The organism is Leptothoe sp. EHU-05/26/07-4 (assembly GCF_043421015.1).
Lineage (GTDB): Bacteria > Cyanobacteriota > Cyanobacteriia > Phormidesmidales > Phormidesmidaceae > Leptothoe > Leptothoe turfae.
The window spans coordinates 51,434-74,794 of the sequence record NZ_JAXSQV010000004.1 but is presented as its reverse complement, the minus strand read 5'-3'; the positions used below and the strand labels follow the sequence as shown (position 1 = coordinate 74,794).

15 protein-coding genes and 1 pseudogene are annotated in these 23,361 nt (G+C 48.4%); 9 read left to right on the top strand and 7 right to left on the bottom strand.

The window, feature by feature from the left end; translation table 11 throughout:
* Window positions 1–214 precede the first annotated feature (214 nt).
* Window positions 215–1,813, top strand: a complete 1,599-nt coding sequence (gene gpmI, locus U2F10_RS13335) for a 2,3-bisphosphoglycerate-independent phosphoglycerate mutase (protein WP_163662007.1) — start codon at window positions 215–217, stop codon at window positions 1,811–1,813.
* Window positions 1,814–1,980: 167 nt separating this feature from the next.
* A pseudogene (gene secG / locus U2F10_RS13330) lies at window positions 1,981–2,202 on the top strand (preprotein translocase subunit SecG); the annotation flags it as partial.
* Between the two features lie 360 nt (window positions 2,203–2,562).
* Here the strand turns inward: secG and tkt are convergent.
* From tkt to acpP, 3 genes are all read right to left on the bottom strand, one after another.
* Entirely contained in the window at window positions 2,563–4,560 is a 1,998-nt protein-coding gene (gene tkt, locus U2F10_RS13325) for a transketolase (protein ID WP_499872408.1), read from the bottom strand.
* A 507-nt stretch (window positions 4,561–5,067) separates the two neighbouring features.
* Entirely contained in the window at window positions 5,068–6,321 is a 1,254-nt protein-coding gene (gene fabF / locus U2F10_RS13320; RefSeq protein WP_163662013.1) for a beta-ketoacyl-ACP synthase II, read from the bottom strand.
* A gap of 66 nt (window positions 6,322–6,387) precedes the next feature.
* Window positions 6,388–6,630 (bottom strand): acyl carrier protein, encoded by a 243-nt coding sequence (gene acpP, locus U2F10_RS13315; protein WP_006515949.1) that lies wholly within the window; start codon window positions 6,628–6,630, stop codon window positions 6,388–6,390.
* A gap of 423 nt (window positions 6,631–7,053) precedes the next feature.
* Between acpP and psaC the strand changes: the two genes are divergently transcribed.
* The gene (gene psaC / locus U2F10_RS13310) at window positions 7,054–7,299 is read left to right on the top strand and encodes a photosystem I iron-sulfur center protein PsaC (RefSeq protein ID WP_006515950.1); all 246 of its coding nucleotides are present in this window, start codon (window positions 7,054–7,056) and stop codon (window positions 7,297–7,299) included.
* A gap of 92 nt (window positions 7,300–7,391) precedes the next feature.
* On the opposite strand, the gene U2F10_RS13305 is transcribed toward psaC, so the two are convergent.
* Entirely contained in the window at window positions 7,392–8,297 is a 906-nt protein-coding gene (locus tag U2F10_RS13305) for a cell division protein FtsX (RefSeq protein ID WP_163662015.1), read from the bottom strand.
* Window positions 8,298–8,487: 190 nt separating this feature from the next.
* Here U2F10_RS13305 and def point away from each other — a divergent pair, with 190 nt between their 5' ends.
* From def to U2F10_RS13275, 6 genes are all read left to right on the top strand, one after another.
* Entirely contained in the window at window positions 8,488–9,045 is a 558-nt protein-coding gene (gene def / locus U2F10_RS13300; RefSeq protein WP_348917902.1) for a peptide deformylase, read from the top strand.
* A gap of 80 nt (window positions 9,046–9,125) precedes the next feature.
* Window positions 9,126–9,326 carry a hypothetical protein gene (locus tag U2F10_RS13295; RefSeq protein ID WP_006515953.1) on the top strand — a complete coding sequence of 67 codons (201 nt, stop codon included), beginning with the start codon at window positions 9,126–9,128 and terminating at the stop codon, window positions 9,324–9,326.
* Between the two features lie 146 nt (window positions 9,327–9,472).
* Window positions 9,473–10,462, top strand: coding sequence for a methyltransferase domain-containing protein (locus U2F10_RS13290; RefSeq protein ID WP_163662017.1), 990 nt, complete (start codon window positions 9,473–9,475; stop codon window positions 10,460–10,462).
* Window positions 10,463–10,515: 53 nt separating this feature from the next.
* Entirely contained in the window at window positions 10,516–10,959 is a 444-nt protein-coding gene (locus tag U2F10_RS13285; RefSeq protein WP_163662018.1) for a DUF29 domain-containing protein, read from the top strand.
* Between the two features lie 48 nt (window positions 10,960–11,007).
* Entirely contained in the window at window positions 11,008–12,240 is a 1,233-nt protein-coding gene (locus tag U2F10_RS13280) for an FAD-dependent monooxygenase (RefSeq protein WP_163703015.1), read from the top strand.
* A 216-nt stretch (window positions 12,241–12,456) separates the two neighbouring features.
* Complete coding sequence (locus tag U2F10_RS13275) at window positions 12,457–12,939, top strand: hypothetical protein (RefSeq protein WP_163662022.1); 483 nt, start codon at window positions 12,457–12,459, stop codon at window positions 12,937–12,939.
* 30 nt (window positions 12,940–12,969) lie between these two features.
* Here the strand turns inward: U2F10_RS13275 and U2F10_RS13270 are convergent, their stop codons facing one another.
* The 3 genes from U2F10_RS13270 to U2F10_RS13260 all read right to left on the bottom strand — a co-directional run bounded on the left by U2F10_RS13270 (window position 12,970) and on the right by U2F10_RS13260 (window position 23,240).
* Complete coding sequence (locus tag U2F10_RS13270) at window positions 12,970–14,718, bottom strand: DUF3747 domain-containing protein (protein ID WP_163662024.1); 1,749 nt, start codon at window positions 14,716–14,718, stop codon at window positions 12,970–12,972.
* Between the two features lie 401 nt (window positions 14,719–15,119).
* Window positions 15,120–18,554, bottom strand: a complete 3,435-nt coding sequence (locus tag U2F10_RS13265) for an EAL domain-containing protein (RefSeq protein WP_499872407.1) — start codon at window positions 18,552–18,554, stop codon at window positions 15,120–15,122.
* A 483-nt stretch (window positions 18,555–19,037) separates the two neighbouring features.
* Entirely contained in the window at window positions 19,038–23,240 is a 4,203-nt protein-coding gene (locus U2F10_RS13260; protein ID WP_499872406.1) for a DEAD/DEAH box helicase, read from the bottom strand.
* Between the last annotated feature and the right edge of the window lie 121 nt (window positions 23,241–23,361).

Sequence of the window (23,361 nt, the reverse complement as noted above, 5' to 3'; positions counted from 1 at the left end):
GTTGATACCAAAATGTAGTTAAGCAGTCTCAGAATATACGCCAGAGCAGTTAGGTCTTGCACTGACAGTAGGTTTTTGCTAGCCGCCTAACAAGCTATACTTTTGTACGAGAAAGAAATGTTAAGAAAACCTTAATATTTGAGAAAGGGCGAGTGATATGATCTCGCTAGGCAAAAGGCACAGTCGTTCACAGTCAGAAGAAGGAATTGTAAGTATGGCGCAGGAGTCTGTTTCTCCAATGGTTCTCGTCATCCTGGATGGATGGGGACATCGCGATGAGGACAATGGCAATGCAATTCGCAATGCAAGGACCCCTGTTATCGATAGTCTTTGGACCGCCTATCCACATACCTTAATTCAAACATCAGGTAAACAGGTGGGGTTACCTGATGGCCAAATGGGCAACTCTGAAGTGGGGCATTTAAACATCGGTGCAGGTCGCATTGTGCCTCAGGAGCTTGTGCGCATTTCTGATGCCGTCGACGATGGCTCAATTCAAGAAAATCAGGCTCTTCTGGATGTATGCCAAAAAGTCCGTTATAACGGCGGCAAGCTTCATTTAATCGGTCTTTGTTCGGAGGGAGGTGTACATTCACACCTGGACCACTTGCTAGGCCTAGTGGATATGGCAAAGGCACAAGATATCCAAGAGATCTGCATTCATGCAATTACCGATGGTCGTGATACCCAGCCTACTGCAGGGCAATACGCTATTGGCAAATTGCAAGACCATCTGGAACAGAGCGGGATCGGTCGGATTGTTACCTTAAGCGGACGGTATTACGCGATGGATCGCGACCATCGGTGGGATCGTGTGGAAAAGGTATACAGAGTGATGACAAGTTCAGGCGCTGGCAATGGACTTACAGCCCTAGAAGCAATCCAGGCTTCTTACACTGAAGGCATCACTGATGAGTTTATCGAACCAGTCCGTTTATCATCTGGAACTTTGGCAGCCAATGATGGTGTTGTGTTCTTTAACTTCCGTCCAGATCGGGCACGTCAGCTAACTCAAGCGTTTGTCGCTCCTAAGTTTGAAGGGTTTGAAAGACAGCTAATTGCCCCGCTCCACTTTGTCACCATGACTCAGTATGATGGGTCATTACCTGTGCAGATTGCTTTTGAGCCTCAAAACCTGAGCAATATTCTGGGGGAAGTGGTTGCTAACCATGGGATCAAGCAGTTCCGCACCGCTGAAACTGAGAAATATGCCCATGTCACTTACTTCTTTAATGGGGGTCGTGAAGATCCCTTTGAGGGAGAAGACCGTGAGCTAGTCGCCAGTCCCCAGGTCGCAACCTATGACAAGGCTCCAGCCATGTCAGCGAAGGCCGTTACTGATACAGCAATCACAGCGATCAACAAAAATAAGTATGGTCTGGTTGTGATCAACTACGCTAACCCAGATATGGTTGGCCATACTGGCAATATGGAAGCCACTATTCAGGCCCTTGAGTCAGTTGATGTACAGCTAGGTCGATTGCTCGATGCCGTAGGTCAAGCTGGAGGAACAACTATTATCATTGCCGACCATGGTAATGCTGAATATATGTGGGATGACGAGGGCAGACCTTGGACAGCCCACACAACTAACCCAGTTCCGTTTATTTTGGTCGAAGGTGAGCGTTTGAAGATTCCAGGTCGCGGTTGCGAAGTAGAGTTGCGAGAAAATGGTTGCCTGGCGGATGTTGCACCAACTATCTTGGAAATTCTGCAACTAACCCAACCTGAGGAAATGACAGGTAAGTCTATGCTTGAACCGGCTCGTGTGGATGTGAAGCGTAACCGCACACCGGTCAAAGTATCTCGTTAACTGCATTTCCAGATACAATCTATCATCAACCTGAACTTTTGGGGTGGATTAGATGGTTCGTCATGGTGCCATTACCTGCGGTACCATGGTTTGATGCTGGGGTTTAAGAGTGTATTCTTAAACTCAACAAATATGAATTTACGGAACAGTCAGGCTAGAAAATTGAAATGGTATTATCGGTTTTACAGGTGGTATGGCTAGTGTCTGCCATTGGATTGATCATTTTGGTGCTGTTTCACAGCCCAAAAGGTGATGGCCTTGGAGCTTTAGGGGGACAAGCTCAGATGTTTACGAGTACTAAGAGTGCTGAAACGGCTCTAAATCGTGCTACCTGGCTCCTGACAATCTTGTTTATGGGAATTACGGTGATTTTGAGTGCTGGCTGGCTAGGTAGTACGGTATCTGAACTATCTCCCTCCGTAGACAGTCTTCCCATTGAAGAAACAGCCCCAGCTCCCGCAGCTGATACCATTCCATCTGAACTAGGTTCTCCTGAAGCCCCTGCCGATGCAGCTACAGAATAGGGGCTATTTTTTATAGCTGTCAGCGCTCACTTACACTCATAGTTGTGAACTATGTGCGCCAAGCTATATTTCTTAGACTAAACAAGAAATGCCTTAGAAACCAAGGTTTCTAAGGCATTTCTTGTTTAAAGGAGTCAGTTAAGCGCCCTTTGAGGTTCCTGGGTGAGTCAGTCTGTCCAGGATGCAGCACCCAGGACAGGATGCCCCCAGGAAATCTTCTACAGATTAAAGAGCCTTGGTACGAGCAATGACATTCTCAACCGTGTAGCCGAACTCTTGCATAATGCGTCCACCGGGAGCAGATGCACCAAAGCGATCAACACTGATCATGTCACCTTCAGCACCGTAGTACTTACCCCAACCCATTTCGATACCAGCTTCTACAACCAGGCGCTTGGTGATTGCCTTGGGTAGAACGGACTCCTTATAGGCTGCATCTTGAGCTTCAAAAAGTTCCCAGCAGGGCATGGAAACAACGCGGACTTTCTTGCCTTCGGAACGTAGTTGCTTAGCGGCTTCTAAACAGAGGGAAACTTCACTACCGGTTCCGATTAGCAGTAGGTCAGCACCCTCGTCATCGGAAAGAACATAGGCACCCTTGGCTACACCATCGATGGAACTACCTTCTAGCTGAGGTAGATTCTGACGAGAGAAGGCCATCAGTGTGGGAGTCTTACGACTAGCGATCGCAACCTTGTAAGCACCGGATGTCTCATTACCATCCGCAGGACGAATCACATAAAGGTTAGGAATTGCCCGCAGGGAAGCAACCGTTTCCACTGGCTGGTGGGTGGGACCATCTTCACCCAATGCGATGGAATCGTGGGTCATCACATACAGAACACCCGCTTCAGCTAAAGCCGATAAACGGATAGCCGCGCGCATGTAATCAGCAAATACCAGGAATGTTGCACAGTAGGGAATCAGACCCGAGTTGTGCAGCGCAATACCATTACAGATAGCGCCCATACCATGCTCACGTACACCGAAACGTAGGTTGCGGTTTTCATAGGCTCCCTTCTGAAAATCACCGGAGATCTTCATCAGGGTATTGTTGGACTTAGCCAGGTCAGCAGACCCCCCCACTAGCTCAGGCACAGCAGGTGCTAACGCATTCAATGTCGCTTCAGAGGTCTTACGGGTGGCAATAGCCTTATCACCGGGGGCGTAAGTAGGCAGTGCATCAGCCCAGTTTGCAGGTAGTTCACCCTTGAGCATGCGCTCAAACTCAGCAGCTTCTGTAGCGTACTTAGTACGGTAAGTTGCCAATGTCTGGTTCCACTCAGCTTCTGCACTAGCGCCTTTCTCAACTGCCTGACGAAAACGGCCTAACACATCCTCAGGAATCTCAAAAGGAGCGTGGTCCCAACCCAAGTTTTCACGAGTTAGCGCAATCTCGTCACCACCCAAAGCAGCACCATGGACTCCAGATGTATCAGCCTTGTTAGGAGAACCATAACCAATGGTGGTAGTCACCTTGATCATGGTGGGCTTGTCAGTTACCTTCTTGGCTTCTTCAATCGCTTTGGCAATGGCTTCTAAATCAGTATTGCCATCTTCCACATGTAATACGTGCCAGCCGTAGGCCTCGAAACGCTTGCTCACATCTTCAGTGAAAGCGATATCGGTAGAACCATCAATGGAAATATGATTGTCGTCATAAAAAGCGATGAGTTTACCCAAACCTAGGTGACCGGCTAAAGAGCAGGCTTCACCGGAGACACCCTCCATGTTGCAGCCATCACCCAAAATTACATAGGTATAATGGTCAACCAATGTGGAGTCAGGCTTGTTAAAGCGAGCTGCCAGGTGAGCCTCCGCCATGGCCAGACCCACGCCATTACAAATACCTTGTCCTAGAGGCCCCGTGGTAACTTCAACACCGGGGGTCTCAAAATTCTCAGGGTGCCCAGGAGTGGTTGCGCCCCACTGCCGGAAATTCTTAATGTCCTCAATCTTGACACTGTCGTAACCTGTGAGATGCAACAGAGCATACTGCAGCATGCAACCATGTCCTGCAGACAGCACGAAGCGATCGCGGTTGAACCACTGGGGGTTTTTGGGATTAAAGCGCATAAACTGATCCCAAAGAACAAACGCCATTGGCGCAGCTCCCATGGGCAAACCAGGATGACCAGATTTTGCCTTTTCAACGGCATCAATGGCCAAGAACCGAATGGCATTTATACACTGCGTTTCAAGAGATTGGGTTGCGACAGCCATAGTCTTCCAAGTAGTTAACGACGGTACAGTCCAGGTGTGAACAAAGCAGACGAACGCACCTTTGCTGATGGTGATAGAGATTCGGAGCTCTCAGATGGGTAACCCCAACACGCCAAAGCATGTGCTAAAAACGGATAGGTACGTAATCTACGCAGCTGTGCACCACAGCGGAAGAAAGCTGAACGCAATAGCTCAAGCCTTCACCCCTGAGCACATAACCACGGGGCAAAAACATTTTCACAGACAACAGGCTGGAGCAGACACTTAGCCGCTCACCTGAAACGCTGATTGTGACAGAAGCTCGCTGCAGCTGACTAAGCATACGAGCTAACTACCTCAACCTGGTCCAAGGAGAGCCACTGGCCTAAGCCTATACCGTAATATTGAGCATATCCATTGGTTAAGTTAAATATGCTCAGATACGAGTGGCAGCTTATATGAAATAAGCAAACCTTTCGTTTTAATTAATGTTTCCTGTTAGGTCATTATACCTACCAAGCTGTAGCACTAGCTACGATACTTGCGAAAAACCAGAGTAACGTTGTGACCGCCAAAGCCAAATGAATTAGACATCGCCACATCTACCGTATGGGCACGGCTCTGATTGGGCACGTAGTCTAAATCACACTCATCATCTGGATCTTGCAGATTAATGGTGGGAGGAACGTGGTCGTTGGCCACAGCCATACAAGCTGCCACACCCTCAATACCGCCAGACCCCCCTAACAAATGCCCGGTCATTGATTTCGTAGAACTCACCAGTATTTGTTTTGCATGATCGCCCAACGCAGTCTTAATAGCTGCCGTTTCAGTGGGATCGTTAGCAGGAGTACTTGTCCCGTGGGCGTTAACGTAGCTTACGTCTGAAGGAGAAATTTCTGCATCCTTCAGGGCTAGTTCCATAGAACGGGCAGCACCAGCACCACCGGGGACTGGCGCAGTCATGTGGTAGGCATCACAGGTCATGCCGTAGCCCACCATTTCAGCATAAATGCGAGCACCTCGACTGAGGGCATGGTCTAGCTCCTCTAAAATTAAAATGCCAGCCCCCTCACCCATCACAAAACCATCACGACCTTTGTCAAACGGGCGACTAGCATGATCCGGATCGTCGTTGCGTGTAGATAACGCCCGAGCTGAGGCAAACCCAGCAAACGACAAGGGCGTAATGGCAGCTTCAGTACCGCCGCAGATCATGGCTTGGGCATAGCCATTTTGGACAATACGAAACGCATCGCCAATGGCATTAGAGCCAGCTGCACAGGCAGTCACAGCACAAGAATTGGGGCCTTTTGCACCGGTATGAATAGCTGTTAAGCCTGCTGCCATGTTGGCAATCATCATAGGCACCATAAACGGACTGCAACGATTGGGCCCTTTATTTAGGTAAACAGCCTGTTGTTCTTCCATAACCTTGAGGCCGCCCACCCCAGTCCCAATCATGACACCCACTTGCTCGGCGTTGAGATCAGTAATGGTGAGATCGGCATTGGCTAAGGCCTGCTTGCTAGCTGAGATCGCAAACTGGGCAAATCGATCAGTCCGCTTAGCATCCTTAGCATCCAGATACTCTAGTGGATCAAACCCTTTAACCTCACCTGCAATGCGGCATTTGTGCTTCGATGCATCAAATAATGTGATCGGCCCAATGCCGCTTTTGCCAGCCAGCAATCCTTGCCAATAGGCCTCTAGAGTATTACCGATGGGAGTAATAGCCCCCATCCCTGTAATCACAACGCGTTTTTTTTCAGTACTTGTCATGGTCATCGACACAAGGGGGACGGTCCCAAGGCATTAAAAAACAGATTTTCAAACAGACAGGGGCGCTCATGCAGGCGACTTTTCTTGAATGAAGTCGACAGCGGCCTGAACTGTGCCAATGCCCTCAGCAGCCTCATCTGGGATCTCAATATCAAACTCTTCTTCGAGAGCCATTACAAGCTCTACGGTGTCTAAGGAATCAGCACCTAGATCGTTGGCAAAACTGGCCTCAGGTTTGACCTCAGCTACATCTACACCTAGCTGCTCAGATACAATCTTCTGAACCTTTCCTAAAATGTCGTCAGCCATAATCTCCAAATTTCCTTTTCAGCGGCAGCAAAGAACATACCCTAGCCCCAGACCGGACCTTGCCACAATGGCAAACCGTCCGTCCAGATTTAGGCATTTTTTCATCTTATAGGAAAGCGTGCGCCCTACATGGGCATACAGTGGTCGCATTTTAGGTAACCTATGGCTGGCAAAGACAGAAGCCTAACAATATTACAATCCATAAACTTTTGACATGTTGCCCCGTTCGCTAAAAATGGCACTGATAGACTGAAACTTGATTGGAGAACTCTTCTGGCTAGTTTGGACTAATGTAAACAAACGTCGCTGAATTGTGATTTATCTATCTTTTTGAACGCTTTTTAGGCGATTGTTTGCATTCAAGGTCATAGCCAAACTGCTATATAGCTGAAACCATTTAATAATATTTGGAGCATTCCTTCGATGTCTCATTCGGTCAAGATTTACGATACCTGCATTGGTTGCACTCAGTGTGTTCGGGCTTGCCCAACAGATGTACTTGAAATGGTGCCCTGGGATGGCTGCAAAGCTGGTCAAATCGCCTCTTCCCCTCGCACTGAAGATTGTGTTGGCTGCAAGCGCTGTGAAACTGCCTGCCCAACTGACTTCTTGAGCATTCGTGTATACCTGGGTGCTGAGACTACTCGGAGTATGGGTCTGGCTTACTAGACTTCAGATTCGATAACAGCTTTCACTCGAAACGTTTACATCTCCTGGTCTGTATGGGCTAGGAGTTTTTTTATGGAAATATGCACCGCCGACTAGGCGCGCACAGCAAACTTGCGCACAGCCACTAAACTGCCCAGCAATCCCACCAAGCTACCTAGGGCAAAGAGGGATGCTGGCAATAGCAGCAACTGTTTCGGCGTAAACTGTAGTCCAACAGCTAAAAATTGTAGGAATTCAGGTTGCTGGGCTGACAGTCGCTGTAGTGACTGATGGGTACCGACCAAGAGTGCCCAGGCAATAAACGCCCCCATCAGACCAAAGGTAATACCCTGCAAAATGAAGGGCATATAGATCCATACGGACGTGGCTCCCACCAGCTGCATTACTTCGATTTCTCGCCGTCGGGCCATGACAATTAAGCGAATTGTGGTGGTGATAACTGCGATCGCAGTCAAGCTTAAAATTGCCAACACACCGAGACTGACATACTGCAATCCCTGGTTCAGTTCCGTCAGCCGCTGCACAGCTTCCGTGATATACAACACTTCATCCACCCCAGCCAGACTTTCTAACTGAGCGGCCACAGCAGGTACCGCCTCAGATGACCGTACCTTCACCTTGATTTCATCAACCAGCGGATTACCTTTCAGCTGTTCAGTTGCGCCGGAGATATCAGTAATTCCGAGTTCCTGACTCAGCTGCGTCCAGGCCTCTTCCTTAGTAACCGTTACGACCTCAGCCACCTCGGCTAAGCTGCTAACGCGAGGGCTCAAACTATCCGCAGTAACACCGCTTTCCAAATAAACTGCTATTTCTAGCTGGCTACCAAATTGATTGAGTAAGCTTTCCACTTGCCAGGTTGCCTGCAAACTAATCCCAAACAGGAATAACAACACCATAATGGTGCTCACCGCGGCCCAGTTCATCCAACCACCGCGCTGCAGGCCCAAAAAGGTTTCCCGCAACAAATAGCTTGCTTTAGTAAAAAACTTCCCCATGCTGGCTTACACGCTGAGAGCGCAGTTAATCACAGTTAATAACGATTTTGGGAACACAATGCAAAGACACAAACAGCCTGATTAAACCATTATCTCAAAGGCTTTTGCGTTCATAGCCCCGTACACATACACGAGGTGAAGTCCTACTTGCTAGGATAGGGTTAGATCCATCAGCCTAATCAATTTAATCGTGGGTATTTCAGTCAGCAAAGAAAAGTTAAAAAATCCGCCTCTTGAGCTGCACTATTTGGGAGATCGGGTGCTCAGAAAAGCAACCAAACGCGTTGCTAAAGTAGATGACGGCATTCGTGATTTAGCCCACCAGATGCTACAGACCATGTATAGCGAAGATGGCATTGGTCTAGCCGCCCCTCAAGTTGGCATTCATAAGCAGATTTTAGTGGTTGATACGGACCCTGAAGAGGCCGCTAACAAACCGCTAATATTGATCAACCCTAAGATCACTCGCAACAGCAAGGAAATGGCCTGTGGTCAAGAAGGCTGTCTCAGCATTCCCGGCGTTTTTCTAGATGTCATTCGTCCAGCGGCCATTGAAGTGAGTTACAAAGACGAAAACGGTCGTCCTCAAAAGATTAAAGCTGATGATCTCTTAGCTCGTGTGATTCAACACGAGATGGATCACCTCAACGGAGTCATGTTTGTTGACCGGGTTGATAATGCCATTGCCTTAGCCCAGGAACTTCAGAAGGGCGGATTTTCTGCTAATGATGTTAGGAAGGTTGCCTAGGAATATGTAGAGGCGTTTCATACAACGCCCCTAAGAGCAATATCCTTTAAAGCCTCATTTTTCATTATCAGGAGAAAACTGTGACCCCTAAAAGTGGTTTGTTTCTAGCCGGCACATGTATCACTGCCATTGCCGGCGTCGGGTCTGTATTTGAGCTTGCCTATGGTGAACCTGACTTGGGTGTGGTTCCAACCAGTATCGTGTTGGCCTTAAGCATCCCCATTACCGTTATTTTCTTTATGGCTGCCGTTAAGGATACTCGGGAAAATCAACAGTGGTAGGCGATTGTGATTCTACGGTCCAACGCAGCACAGGAGAACTCTACGGAGTAAGATGTAAAGGAATGTATCGTTTCTAAGGTTTGATTGATTGTCTGGAATCGCAAAATCAAACCTAACTACAGCTATTTACATCTCCGCTTTCACCCATGAATCTACTGTTTTTAATCAAGCTGCTGTTGGCCCTATCAGTGCTTGGTGTGGTTGCCTATCTTTTGACTGCCCGGCGTTATCAGTCCTCAGATTCTGTAGCAAACTCCTATGACCAGTGGACTGAAGACGGCATCTTAGAGTTTTACTGGGGTGAGCATATTCATCTGGGGCATTACGGTTCACCAGCGCGATCTAAGGATTTTCTAAAGGCCAAGGCAGATTTTGTGCATGAAATGGTGGCCTGGGGAGGTTTGGATCGACTAGCCCCTGGGACTACATTGTTGGATGTGGGCTGCGGTATCGGTGGCAGTAGTCGGATTTTGGCCAAGGAATATCAGTTTGATGTTACGGGTGTCACGATTAGCCCTCAACAGGTGATGCGAGCTCAGCAGCTGACACCCGCAGGCGTCACTGCCCAGTTCAAAATTGATGATGCCATGGCGCTATCGTTTCCAGATGCCAGCTTTGATGTGGTGTGGTCAGTGGAAGCAGGCCCCCATATGCCCGATAAAGCGATGTTTGCCCGAGAATTGATGCGGGTACTAAAACCCGGTGGTATTTTAGTCTTGGCAGACTGGAATCAGCGAGACGATCGTCAGGTGCCGTTAAATGTCTGGGAAAAACCAGTGATGCGACAGTTACTAGACCAGTGGTCTCATCCTGCTTTTGCCAGCATTGAAGGCTTTGCCGAAAACTTAGAAGCAACCGGCATGGTGCAAGACACTGTTGTAACCGCAGATTGGACCCAGGAAACCTTGCCCTCCTGGTTGGCTTCAGTTTGGCAAGGTATTGTTCGTCCCCAAGGTCTTATCCGCTTTGGGTTTTCAGGGCTGATTAAATCCCTACGCGAGGTGCCCACTATCTTGTTAATGCGTTTGGCTTTTGGAGCGGGCCTGTGTCGTTTTGGCATGTTTCGGGCTGTTAGAGCCGAGGTACAGGCATTTTCTACAGATGTAGAACCCAAGACACTGACTGCAAATCATTAATGACTACCCATAAAATAAGAGATCAGAACTCGAACGTTTTTGGGTAAAACGCCATGGGCAAATCAACACTCCATAGTCAAGATTTTCTGCAATGGACCCAAGAACAGATTGACTCTTTGCGTCATGGTCGTTGGTCAGACTTAGATATTGAAAATCTAATAGAGGAACTGGAAGATTTGGGGCGTAGTGAACAACGGGAACTGGGTAGCTATCTTAGGGTACTCATGATGCATCTGCTGAAATGGCAGTATCAACCTGAACGCCGCACGGCCAGCTGGCAAATAACAATCACCAATTGTCGGGATAGCATCCAAGATTGCCTAGAAGACGCACCGAGTTTGCAGCAGTTTGTCAATAATGCTGAATGGCGTCAGAAGTATTACCGACGAGCACGCCGAGATGCAGCCCAGGAAACTAACAAGGCATTAACTTCATTTCCAGAAAAATGCCCCTATCTACTTGAGCAACTTGTGTCTTCCGACTGGTTACCCGAATAAAGTTCGATTTTATAAGCGCAGTACCACAACCAAACTGATATCAAAGTTATGACTAAACGCGTCATTATTGTTGGTGCAGGGCCAGCGGGTACCAGTTTAGCGCTGTTGCTGGTTCGCAATGGCATTCATGTCACATTGTTGGAAAAAGATACCACCTTCGAACGAGTTTTTCGAGGTGAAGGGTTGATGCCTGTAGGCATGGACGCACTGAAACAGATGGGGCTCACAACAATGCTCACTAAGGTGCCCCATCGTCGGCTTGAGTCTTGGCATATTCATCTGGGTGGTAACGAGGTTTTTGTGATTCCTGAGCCTGACTTAGGAGAACAGTCCCTGAGTATTGTTTCTCAACCTGCTTTATTACAGGGCATTGTGGATGAAGCTGCTGGGCATGAGGGCTTTGAGTTTAAAGCGGGCTGCCAGGTACAGGATTTACTGTGGGAAGAGAATCGCGTTGTTGGGGTGCGGATTAAAACAAATAATACGTCCTCAGACATTAGAGCTGATTTAGTCATTGGCTGTGACGGTCGCGGTTCATTGGTGCGCCGTAAAGCTGGATTAACCATTGACCTACAGCCTGATCAGTACGACGTCCTGTGGTTTAAGCTACCGCCCCCGGAGCGATTGCAACACACCTGCCAGTTTTATTTGATGGCGAAATCTCAGCAGCATCCGGCCAGTTGTTACACCTCCTGGGACGGTCAACTACAGTACGGGTTAATTTTGCCCAAGGGGGGATTGCAACAATTAGGGGATGCAGATTGGCTCAGTCTGGCCGCTGCCTCTGCTCCCGATTGGTTGGCTGAGCATGTACTCGCCCACCGCGATTCTGTCAGCGAACCGGTAAGACTGAACGTGGTGGTGGGCAAATGTCCACAGTGGTGGGTGCCGGGGGCTTTGCTATTGGGAGATGCGGCCCATCCCATGTCTCCAGTGCGAGCTCAAGGGATTAATTTAGCGCTGCGGGATGCCATTGTGGCGACGAACCATCTGGTGCCAGCTCTCCACAAAAGTGATGAAAAAGTAGATGAAGCCTTGGCAACAATTCAGCAAGAACGATTGCCAGAAGTGGTGCGATCGCAAACCTTACAGCTTCGCGAAGCCAATGGCCTCAAAGTGGTGCGATCTTCTCCTTGGAAGTTAGCCATTGCTCAACAGATTTTACCTATCATTGGCAAGCTGTCGTGGGTGCAACAAACCTGGTTAAATCGCCAGCATGACTTACGCTATGGCTCTCAATCGGTTCAGCTCATAGGGCATCAAGCTCACACAGTGGAGTAGGACGGTGCATCGTGCATTTTGTTACACCTAACCCCGTGACCTTGGACTTTTGTGGTGTTTCAGATGTAGATATCAGGCCACTAGCAGAACATATGCAGGGTTCACATAAACCTCATGGAAACTTCGGTAGTTTTAGTGAGGAGACCACGGAGAAAACTTATGTATAAATATGTACAGACAGCACATAAGTACTGCATACTTTTTGTAATATCACCCATGCCAACCTCCCAGCAAAACCCTAGTCTGCCTGGACAAGTACCCTGTGATTTAGCCCTTAAGATTCTCCATCGAATTCCGGCAGAGCATCGTCACAGCATTACGCCACAACAAATGGTAGCGATCCAAAGCGTACTGCGAGAACGGCAACAAAAAACGATTTTTAGAACGGCATTGGGGCCTTTTTGTCTATCGCTCACAGCCGGTCGCAAGCGGAGTAAAAAACGGCTCAATCAAAGCTTGCTGGCACCGGCACTCTGCCTGATGGCTAGCATGATCGGTATGGGTAGTATGGTCGGCTTAATGAAATTTCGCTATGACTATCAAATTGCCGCCTACACCAAGGCCACTCTGCCCATCGAGAAAGCGTCAGTTCACCCAACGGTTTTACCCTTCCGCAAAGGGCAAAATACCTGCGAAAAAAATGGAGGAGTCTGGACCCGAGAAGAATGTGTAGATCACACCCATGACCCCACATTTTAAACTGCCCTCACTACCCTGGCACTGGCAATATCAGCGTAAGTAATCAATAATCCCCTGGGCGATCGCATCGGCAATCTGTTCGCGGGCGGCAGTACTTTGAAAACGAGCTGCATCCTCACTGCCGGTAACAAACCCAGTTTCCACCAGTACCGCAGGCATGGAGGTATTGCGCAACACATAGAAGCGGGCCTGGCGGACACCGCGATCGCGAAGATCGGTACCGCGTAGAACACTGCTGTGGATTGCCCGCGCCAGGTTACGACCTGACGAATAATAGTAAGTCTCTAGACCATTCACCTCGGGACGACTGAGACTAATGGCGTTGGCGTGAATGCTGACAAATATCGTTGCATTGGCCCGCTCAGCGATATCCACCCGTGGCTGCAGGTCGAGTTCTACATCTTGGGTACGGGTTAACGCAGCACGATAGCCTCGCTGTTCTAAGGTACGTTGAAGACGACGCGCAATAAAGGTATTAATTTCTTTTTCTAATAGACCATTTCGACCGACGGCACCAGGATCACGGCCACCGTGCCCTGGATCGATCATGATCAGTACTTCTCCGCGCCCTGCAGATGGCGTGGCGGGTCCTGGAGAGGGTCGGCTAGGAGGAGTTGCCACAGTTCCCGTTGTTTGCACAATGCGAGCATCCAACCCTGAATCTTGCAGACGCTGCAGTAGCTGATTCGCCCGGCGTTGTTCACGAAAACGACCGGCCTGAATCACCGTCTGACCATTTACCGTCGTGCGAAACGCACCAGGCTCAACGGAGTTTACGCGCGTTCGCAAAACTGTAGAGCCCCCCGGCACAATTACCTGGTAAACCACATTGCCAGCAGGGGTGGTGGGCGCAGGCGTGCTGGGACCATCTGAGCGACCGGCTTCTACAATTTGTGCTGACAGACCGGCTTGCACCAACCGTTGACGTAACTCATTAGCCCGCGCCCGCTCACGAAAACGGCCAGCCTGAATCACCGCTCGGCCATCCACCGTAGTGCGAAACGCACCAGGCTCAACGGAATTTACACGCGATCGCAAAATCGCAGAACCGCCTGGCACAATCACCTGGTAATCAACATTAGACCCATTGCCGGGGGCAGGCGTACCGGGTCGGGGTAATGGTCGATTAACGGGGGGCGTCGGCAGCGGTCTAGGCGCAGGCGTGGAGGGCCGAGGAGCAGGGGGCTCAGCCCCTACCGCTGCAATCACAGCATCTAAGGATTGATTATTGGTGATGTAAGTGTGACCGAGAAGCTGGCCGTTATAGACCCGTCGGGTCATCGTCCACCCTGGATCTAACTCAATTTTGACAAAATCATTCGCACTCCCATTAGAGCGCCCCAACTCTAGCCGTGGCAACCCTCGTTGTAACGGACTCGGGGAGGCGACCAGCACCAAACTATCCCCTTGCTTCTCCACTTGCAGACGATAGCGAGACCCTAAATCTTCTCCGCCAATACGTACAGAATATCCATTGCTGTCAGAACTACGTCCACAAATCCCTGAGAAATCAAAGTTTAGCAACAGGGGATTAATTGTCGTCGGATTGCTGCCTTCCTCTTGCCAACAACGTCTGACAGAGCTCAATTGCTCAATAATCAACAATTTATAAAACCGACCATTGCTTATGGGTTCGGCGACAGCGACGACACGCTCGTCTGAAATAGGCTGCTGACCAAATTGAGCTGCCAATGCGTTAGAGGGCAAAGTGAGCACTGCACTACAAGCAGTAGCAGCAACAGCTGACAGTGTGGTGAGTTGGCGAAGAAGTGATTTCATATCCCTAAGGGGTCGCGGGTAGGAGATAGCGTGTCTAAAAGTGCGGCTACAGGAAACACAAGGTTAGCGTCTAACAGGTGTCTATGTAGTTTTCCGGGAAAGTTTGCCCATTCGGTAAGAAACTATATCAGTTCATCAGCTGTCCGCAATGAGATTTGATTGTAAGTGATTAAAAACCCCACATGGGCATGTCTTTGTAAACACTGAGATGTGGAGCTTTCAGGGTTGGCACAGCTAAACACTACCGATTAAATATAGCTGGGCGCAGCCTTTCCTTTGGGGATATGCAGTCAGCAGTTGACTATAACCGCCTGGGTATCAAATTGACTGGCGGGAAATCAGATTTGTAGATGGGTGGATGAGTGATGGGGTAATGGGGTAATTATTGAAGCACAAGCGCCTTAGCACCAAAAAGATGGGTAGCTAATGCCATAGCCTTGGACATAATCAACACCAATTGTTTGCATTTTAGTTAGAATGGCCTCGTTTTCCACCGATTCGGCAATGGTCTGTAAACCCATAACATGGCCGATGCGATGAATAGATTCGATGATGGCCTCCGTTGTAGAGTCAGTAATAACACCTTGAATAAAGTCACCATCGATTTTGAGAAAATCAACTGGTAGTGCTTTGAGATAAGCAAAGGAAGACATGCCGCTACCAAAATCATCTAAGGCAAAGCGGCATCCTAAACGATTTAACGCTCGAATAAATGAAATTGCACACTCAAAGTCAGCAATCGCTGCTGTTTCTGTAATCTCAAAACAAATACATTCAGGCGGAACATTAAATCTCTCAAACTGAGCACTCACATACTCAAGAAAGTGCTCATCATTCAGGCTCATACCGGATAAATTAATACTGTAGAGGACGTTTTCAATACCGTCTTGCAGTACCTGTTCTAGATTGGCTAAACAGTTTCGTATAATCCAACGGTCTAACATTGGCATTAAGCCATAGCGTTCAGCAGCTGGAATAAACTCCCCTGGAGAGATATTTTCCCCAGAGTCTCTGATCATCCGCACCAGGACTTCATAAAAAGCAATCGGTGTCCCCTGAGGGTTTATCGTTTGGGCAATTTGTTGACGATAGAGACAGAAACGATCATTTTCAAGGGCCTGACGAATAACAACACTCCAGTGTCTTTCTTGGCGTTGTTGATTAAGTTCAGCATTATCTTTTTGATAAATCTGAATACGATTACGACCCCGATATTTAGCTGCATAGCAGGCCGCATCGGCAGCACTCATAACAGCTATGGCATCAGTACTATTGGAGTCTATAACAACTAAACCAATACTGACACCCACACGAAAAATCTTCTCTTGCCAGATAAATGGATAGTCGGCTATTGCCTGACGTAAATCTTCTGCAATGTTGACGGCTCGATCAAGGGGACACTGAGCCAATAGAATGCCAAACTCATCACCGCCTAGACGGGCTATGATATCGACAGCTCGGATGTGTCGCTTGAGCAATCGAGCTAATTGGCGCAACAACTCATCTCCAGCTAAATGACCGCTGGTATCGTTGACCACCTTAAACTGATCTAGATCTAAATAACAGAGCACATGGGACTGATTTTGTTGCACAGCTGTTGTCACGATGTCTTCGAGTTCGGCCTCAAAGTAGCGACGGTTAAACAATTCTGTTAATGTGTCGTGGGTTGCCTGCCAACTGAGCTGGCGTGCCATGGAACGAGACTGGGTCACATCATGAAAAACCATGACAACCCCAATTAATTGACCGCTTTTGTTGCGAATTGGTGCGGCTGAGTCTTCAATGCTAAATTCCTGGCCATCCCGTCGGATCAAAATAGTGTGATTCGCTAACCCAGTGATAAGACCAACTAAGAGCACCTGTTCTACGGGATTAATGGCAGGTTCTCGAGTCGTTTCATTGATGATTTGAAAGACTTGGGTTAAAGGGCGTCCACGGGCGGTTTGGGTAGTCCATCCTGTCATCGTCTCAGCTATTGGATTGAGATGACGCACATTACCAGCAGCATCGGTAGTAATTACGGCATCACCAATAGAGTCCAAAGTCACTTGAGCCATTTCTTTTTCGGCCTCTAGTGCTGCTTCTAATTGTTTATGCTCAGTAATATCAGTAATAGTACCAACGTAGCCCATGTAATCACCGTCATTGTCGTACTGAGGAACAGCCTGACCAAAGACCCAAGTTACACTGCCAGCAGGGGTTTGCAAGCGATACTCAGCCTGAAAAGTTTGACTCGTTTGGGTAGCGTGATGCCATTGTTGCGATACTCGCATACGATCATCGCAATGAATTGCCTCAGCCCATCCTGTGCCTAATGCGTCTTCTAACGAGAGGCCAGCAATCTTACACCAGCGTTCATTTACATAGACGCAATCGCCCCATCGATCAGCACGAAAGATCCCGACAGGAGCGGCAGCCGTCAGACTAGCATAGTGATTCTGACTTTCCTCTAATTCAATTTCTATACGTTTGCGATCGCTAATATCTCGTCCTTCTGGAATAATTAAAATCACCTCACCTGCGTCATTTTTGACCGGACTCAGTGAAAAATCAATTGTAATAACTTGATTATTCCCCCCGATGACATCCACCTCATATCGAATGAATTCACCTTGAGCAGATCGCTCAATATTCTTACGCAGTTGGGCCTGAATAGCAGCCGATAACCTCCACCAAGGTGTCTGCCAAAACGGTAAATTGATGACATCTTCTTGACTTAGCCCAACAAAATCCAGTGCGGCCTGATTGGCTTCGATCAGAGTTCCATCAGGTTCTAGCAAACCAATAAACTGAAATGTGTGGTCAAAAATTGCCCGAAATCGAGATTCACTAACTTTTACTTGCTGCTCTAATTGAGATGCTTTGGCTTGCAATAGATCTAAACGCTGATCTTGCAATCGATTGAGCTCTTCCCTCAGGACTTGAATAGTACAATACATCTCTGACGGATCGAGCATTGCCAGGATGCTGGTTTGGGTGACAAGCCCACTCAAGGCACCCTGATCAGCAACGACTAATCGACGTACACCCATGGTTTGCATCTGTTTCTGAACAGTCCAAAGACTATCCTCAGGAGCAACACATTGCAAAGGTTTGCTCATTACAGCCTCGACCACCAGAGCAGATAAATCTATGTTTTGAGCCTGTAGCTTAACAATGTCACGCTCGGTCACAATGCCAATTGGCACTTGAGCACCTTTCCCATCATTGACGTCAACAATGACAACACAGCTAACCTGATGGGTAGCCATAAGTCTAATCACACCTAGTAGTCGCTCGTCGGCAAGAGCCGTTACCACATGGGTAGACATCGCTTCATGAACCCGCCTTAAACGCAATAGATCAGCGGCCTTTAATGCTTGACGTAAGTTGGTATGCGTAACAACTCCCACAAGATGATGCTGGTCATCTAACACAGGTAAATGGCGAATATTATGTCGCCTCAAAAGAGCAACTACATTAAATGGTCGCTCCAATTCTCCAGGCGAAATTGTAATCAGCCCACGACTCATCACTTCAGCAATGGTGAAAGCACTTAAATCTATATCCTGGGCAATGATTTTAACAACATCACGCTCAGTGAAAATACCGAGTAGCTGCTCGCCAGACATGACAAGGCAGTAACTGGATGGGCGAGGCCTATCGCTAACAGCATCTGGACTCTGGCTCTCGGCCTCATCAGCCTGACCATCTTCCCCTTGGGACATCCATGATAAAACCTGACTTAAGGGAACCTGGGGCTCCACAATTAGAGGAGTTTGATCAAATTCGATCCGATTACTAAATCCCTCAGTTGATGGGATGGCAAGCTCACTATTATCAGGATCTATACTCATCAGCTATCTCAATCAGATATGCAAGCAAAAATATCCAAATCAATAAGTGAGCGTACAGTGGATGTTCTAAATCACATACCAGCAAAGGAGACTCTTATTGTTGGAATCGATTCACTCACTGTAAAGTCACGCTAATTTTGAAGTCACAGCTAAAGCATGATTGATTTCGCTGACACAAAGCCTCAACCTACACCACCCGACCTAGGGTTAAAATCGCGATGCAATTTTCTTCTGCATTAAAGGCCCTAAAAGTTCGCATACCTTACTCAAGATACATCATTTTAAGGAGGATATAGGAGGAGCCTGACTAATCAACAGTAACCTCTTGAGGGTAGGGAACTGTCGCTAAATGAAATACCCGTTTTACCTGGATATTAAGTGTTGGGTGCTTTAGCTTATAGACCGATACCTAGAACCTCATATTTTGTTAAGTGGATATTAGCGAGCTCTGCCTTAGCCTCAGGGCTCCATAAACGGGCTATCTTATGCTTCTTCGCTCATGAGTTGCAATAACGCATCAGTAGAGAGCTTACCACTCATGTCAGCGCCTTCTAAAAGGCTGTCAGCTAGATCTCGTTTTTTATTGTGTAGTTCAACAATTTTTTCCTCAATAGTGCCTTCAGTGACCAGACGATAAATGGTCACTGGGCGAGTTTGGCCAATACGGTGGGCTCGGTCCGAAGCTTGATCTTCCACGGCTGGGTTCCACCATGGATCCATATGGATCACATAGTCAGCCGCTGTCAGGTTAAGGCCAGTGCCACCCGCTTTTAGGCTGATTAAGAACACATTACCCTCACCGGATTGAAACGCATCGACTCGCTGTTTACGCTGTTTGACTGGCGTGCTGCCATCCAGATACTGATAGGTAATATTTCGTTTATCCAGATACTCTCGTAAAATTGTTAGGTGATCGACAAACTGGCTAAACACCAAGGCTTTGTGACGGTTACTGAGCAATTCTTCTAACACTTCGCCAAACAGCTGTAGCTTGGCGCTGGTGGGAGGCATCTCTGGCATCACTAGCTTGGGATTGCAGCATATACGTCGTAATCGAGTAATCTCAGCCAGGACCTGTAGGTGTTTAGCTCCAGCTTTTGCATCAGTTGTCGTAAGCTTTGCGATCGCATCTCGCCTTAGCGCCTCATACAGTGCTTTCTCCTCACCGCTCAGTTTTACATGAAGAGTAATCTCAGTACGAGAGGGCAGTTCATCCAACACCTGCACCTTAGTACGCCGCAGCATAAAAGGTTGAATTAGTTTCTTAAGCCGTAAACGCGCCTGCTTGTCTTGATGACGTTCAATGGGAATCGCAAATCGTTCATTGAATTTCTCTGACGAGCCTAACAAGCCGGGGTTGATAAATCGAAACAGATTCCACAGTTCTCCCAGGTGGTTTTCAATGGGGGTACCAGTGGTCACCACCTTAAACCCAGCTTTGAGCTTCATCGCCGCCTGGGAACGCTTCGTAGCACTGTTTTTAATGGCCTGAGCCTCATCTAGCACAATGGTTTGCCATTCAATTTCCGCCAGCAGTGCCGCCACCTCCGGTTGCTGTAGCAGACCGTAGCTGCACACCAGTAAATCAAACCCACTCAGCTGATCAACCACAGCTTGACGATCACCACTACCCAACTGGAATACATTGAGTGTGGGCGCAAACCGCTGCGCTTCACTAATCCAGTTAGCCCCCACACTGGTGGGAGCAACAACAAGTGTGGGTCCCCCAGGAGCCCGCATCAAAATCACCGCCAGTGCTTGGAGAGTTTTACCCAAGCCCATATCATCAGCCAGGCAAGCACCCACCCGCCAGTGGGCAAGCTGGGCCAACCATTGAAACCCCTCCTGCTGATAGTCTCTTAGCTCAGCCTGCAGTGTGGAGGGAACTTCTGGAGCGATAGTTTTAGATTCTTTTAGTCTTTTAATGTGGGATTTCCAGGTTTTATCCGCCTTTAACTGTCCCACTTCATCGAGAGTTTCTTCTAAAGCCAGGGCCGCTAATGGGTGAAAGCGAGCCCCTTTACCGTGACGTTCCGAATAGGCTCGAAATTCATCCAGCCGTTTACGAAAGGCTTGAGTCAAGGCCAAAAACTGACCATCCCCGATGGGTATAAATCGACTAGAGGTTTGATCTAATAAGGATAGTAAAGCCTGCATATCCATGACACTGCCATCATCTAGCTCTAGCTCGCCACTGACTGAGAACCAATCCTGTTCCTGCTTAATGTGCAACCGCCAGCCATCGATACCGGCTTTATTGCGAATCTTTAGTTTCTCTCCTTCAGGCCACTCCAAAACAATATCTTCTTCCACTGCCTCAAGCTGCAACAACAGCTCCAGGCAGGTTTCGGGCTCGTCTAAAATCCATTCTCCTTCAGCTTCTTCCCCCAGTTGTAGCGCTGGACAAGCCTGCTGAATATCCTGGGCCAGGCGTTTTTCCATGGCTAAATCGCGAGTTGCCTGGGAGCGTTTGCCATCAATTTCGGCAATCACTGTCTTGCGACCAGTTCCCGGCGGATAGTAAGCCCCAGAATTGGGGAAAGGTCGCGTCAACATTGATAACTTCAGACCATCACCGGCTGGCATCAGGTGCACATGGGGTTTGGCGTCTGCCTCAATTGCTTCCACATCATCCATATCACCGTCGATGTCGGAGTGCACCGTTACCAAGCTCGACACCGATTGAATGGCAGCCAGCACCTGCTCATGCCCGGCAGCAGGCACCGTCAATTGATTACGCTTACCCAAAATTTCGGCAATCTGCTGGTGTTCGGAGGTAACATCCAAAACCTTGATCCGAGTGGGGGTTTCCTTCAACAAGGTAATGCCATCTCCTGGACTAATGGCAGGCTCCATCTTAAGTATGAGGGTGCCATCACCAGCCTGTTCAATCACCAACTCTGGTGTTGCGGCAACAATCTCCACACGCACCGTTGGAGAATCTTCCCAAAATACGAGGGGATGACCCACTAAAGCCTTGATGGCGTCTCGATTGAGGGCGTATTGAGAACCAGAATAGTAGTCATATTTGATATGGTTGCAAGCCTTGAGATCCTGAGCTGTTAGGTAATCAAATTCTGAGGCATTCTTGGCCAGGCGACTGAGGGCAACAACGCGGCCCTTAGTCCACGTTCCCTTGGCGCTGAGTTTTTGTTCTCGAGGCTGTAGCAACCAGTGCTTAGTATACAGGGTCAAAAACCAGGCCAAACGCCGTTCTGTTTTGGCATCATTACTACTGACACCGGCCACTTTGGTCAATGCCTTTAAGCTGATTTCCCAGGTGCTTTGGGGTTCTAGGGTATCAACAATTGAAACACCCACTCGCTGGTCAGCCCATGCTCGATAGTCACTATCCGGAATTAAACGACTGAGAATCTCAGCCGCTTCGGTGGCAAACCAATAGAATCCTGCATCGTTTGCCTCTTCGGCAAATATCCCGAGGGGACGGGGCGACTCTGCCCTAGCTTCATCCAAATCTAGCCAGTAAAGGCAGAGCTTGCTAAAAAATCGGCCAAAGCTATCTTCTGCATCATCCCCATAACATTCGATGAGCTCGAATAGTCTCTGACGAGCAGCGAGATTGCCTTGTTGGAGCACTGTCATCTCATGCAGCAAGCCGTAAGCATTACTCAAATAGCCAGAGTTTTGCATCAGTGGGGTGCTAATGGCAATCGCTTGTTTTAGATGCTTGGCATCCCCGGACTTCAGCAAAGCCAACATATAAAACAAGCCAGCGATACCACCAATCACTGCTTTTTTGTTGAGCTGTTTACGGGCTAGCTTGGTAGCGGTTGCATAGTACTCCAGGGAGAGTTTGGTCTCCCCTAGCAACAATGCGAGTGCGCCTCTTAAAGCGGTGGCATAGACCTGGGACTGTTCGTCAACGGTTTTGTCTAAGATGACTTCAGCCTCAGTCAGCCGATTGCGCAACAGGTATTGCTCCACCAGCAATACATTAAACTCACTGGAATCAGCGGGATGATTTTCCAACAGGTCCAACAGCTGAGCAGCGGGCTTTAACGAAGCTGTTGCCCCTACCAGGAGAGTTTTCAAAACCATGCTGTAATGTTCAGCAGGCAGTCTTTGCAACCAGGTCACATCAAAGGGGTTGTTGACGACATCTAGGAGAAAATCTTCTAGGGCAACGGGCGTAGCGTAGTAGTTATAGTTGCTATAGTCGAGAAACAGCTGAGGCAAAGCGTCATAGTCCTGCTCGTAAAGCGCCAAACGCGCTTCACGATATAGCTCGTCTTTAGATCGGCAAATATGGCGTATGCGATTGACCCGACCGCTATATTGGCGATGTGGATGAAAGATATTTCTAACGGCCTGAAGCATCGGCTCAAACGGGCCTGATTGCACCACATCCCGAGTGACCTGTTCCACAATCAGGGGGTGGCATTGGGGTAAATGTCCGGCACCATAAATCAGGAGTTGGTCATTAATCAGCCCCGTAATCTGAGTTTTTAGAGAGCTGGGGGTAATGGTTTTACCCGTTTTAGTAGTGATGCCCACATAGTTGAGGGCTGTCGTGGCATTTGCAAGACTAGTGGGTCCGTAAAAGATTGAGAGCAATTGGACAATACTTTTACGTAAAGACGTTTGTTGCTGATAGGTTGTGAAAAGTTGCGATCGCAGCTCCTCAAAATCGAGCAGCTCGTCGTCTTCATCTATCCAGCTATCCATCTACATCCCCAGTATGCTTGCCTAAATGGTTGATTATAGCTTGGCGCACATAGTTCAGGCTATAGCCGATCGCTGGAAGCGTTAGGGAAAGCTGAGGAATCAGGAGCGGTTAAGTCCGCTC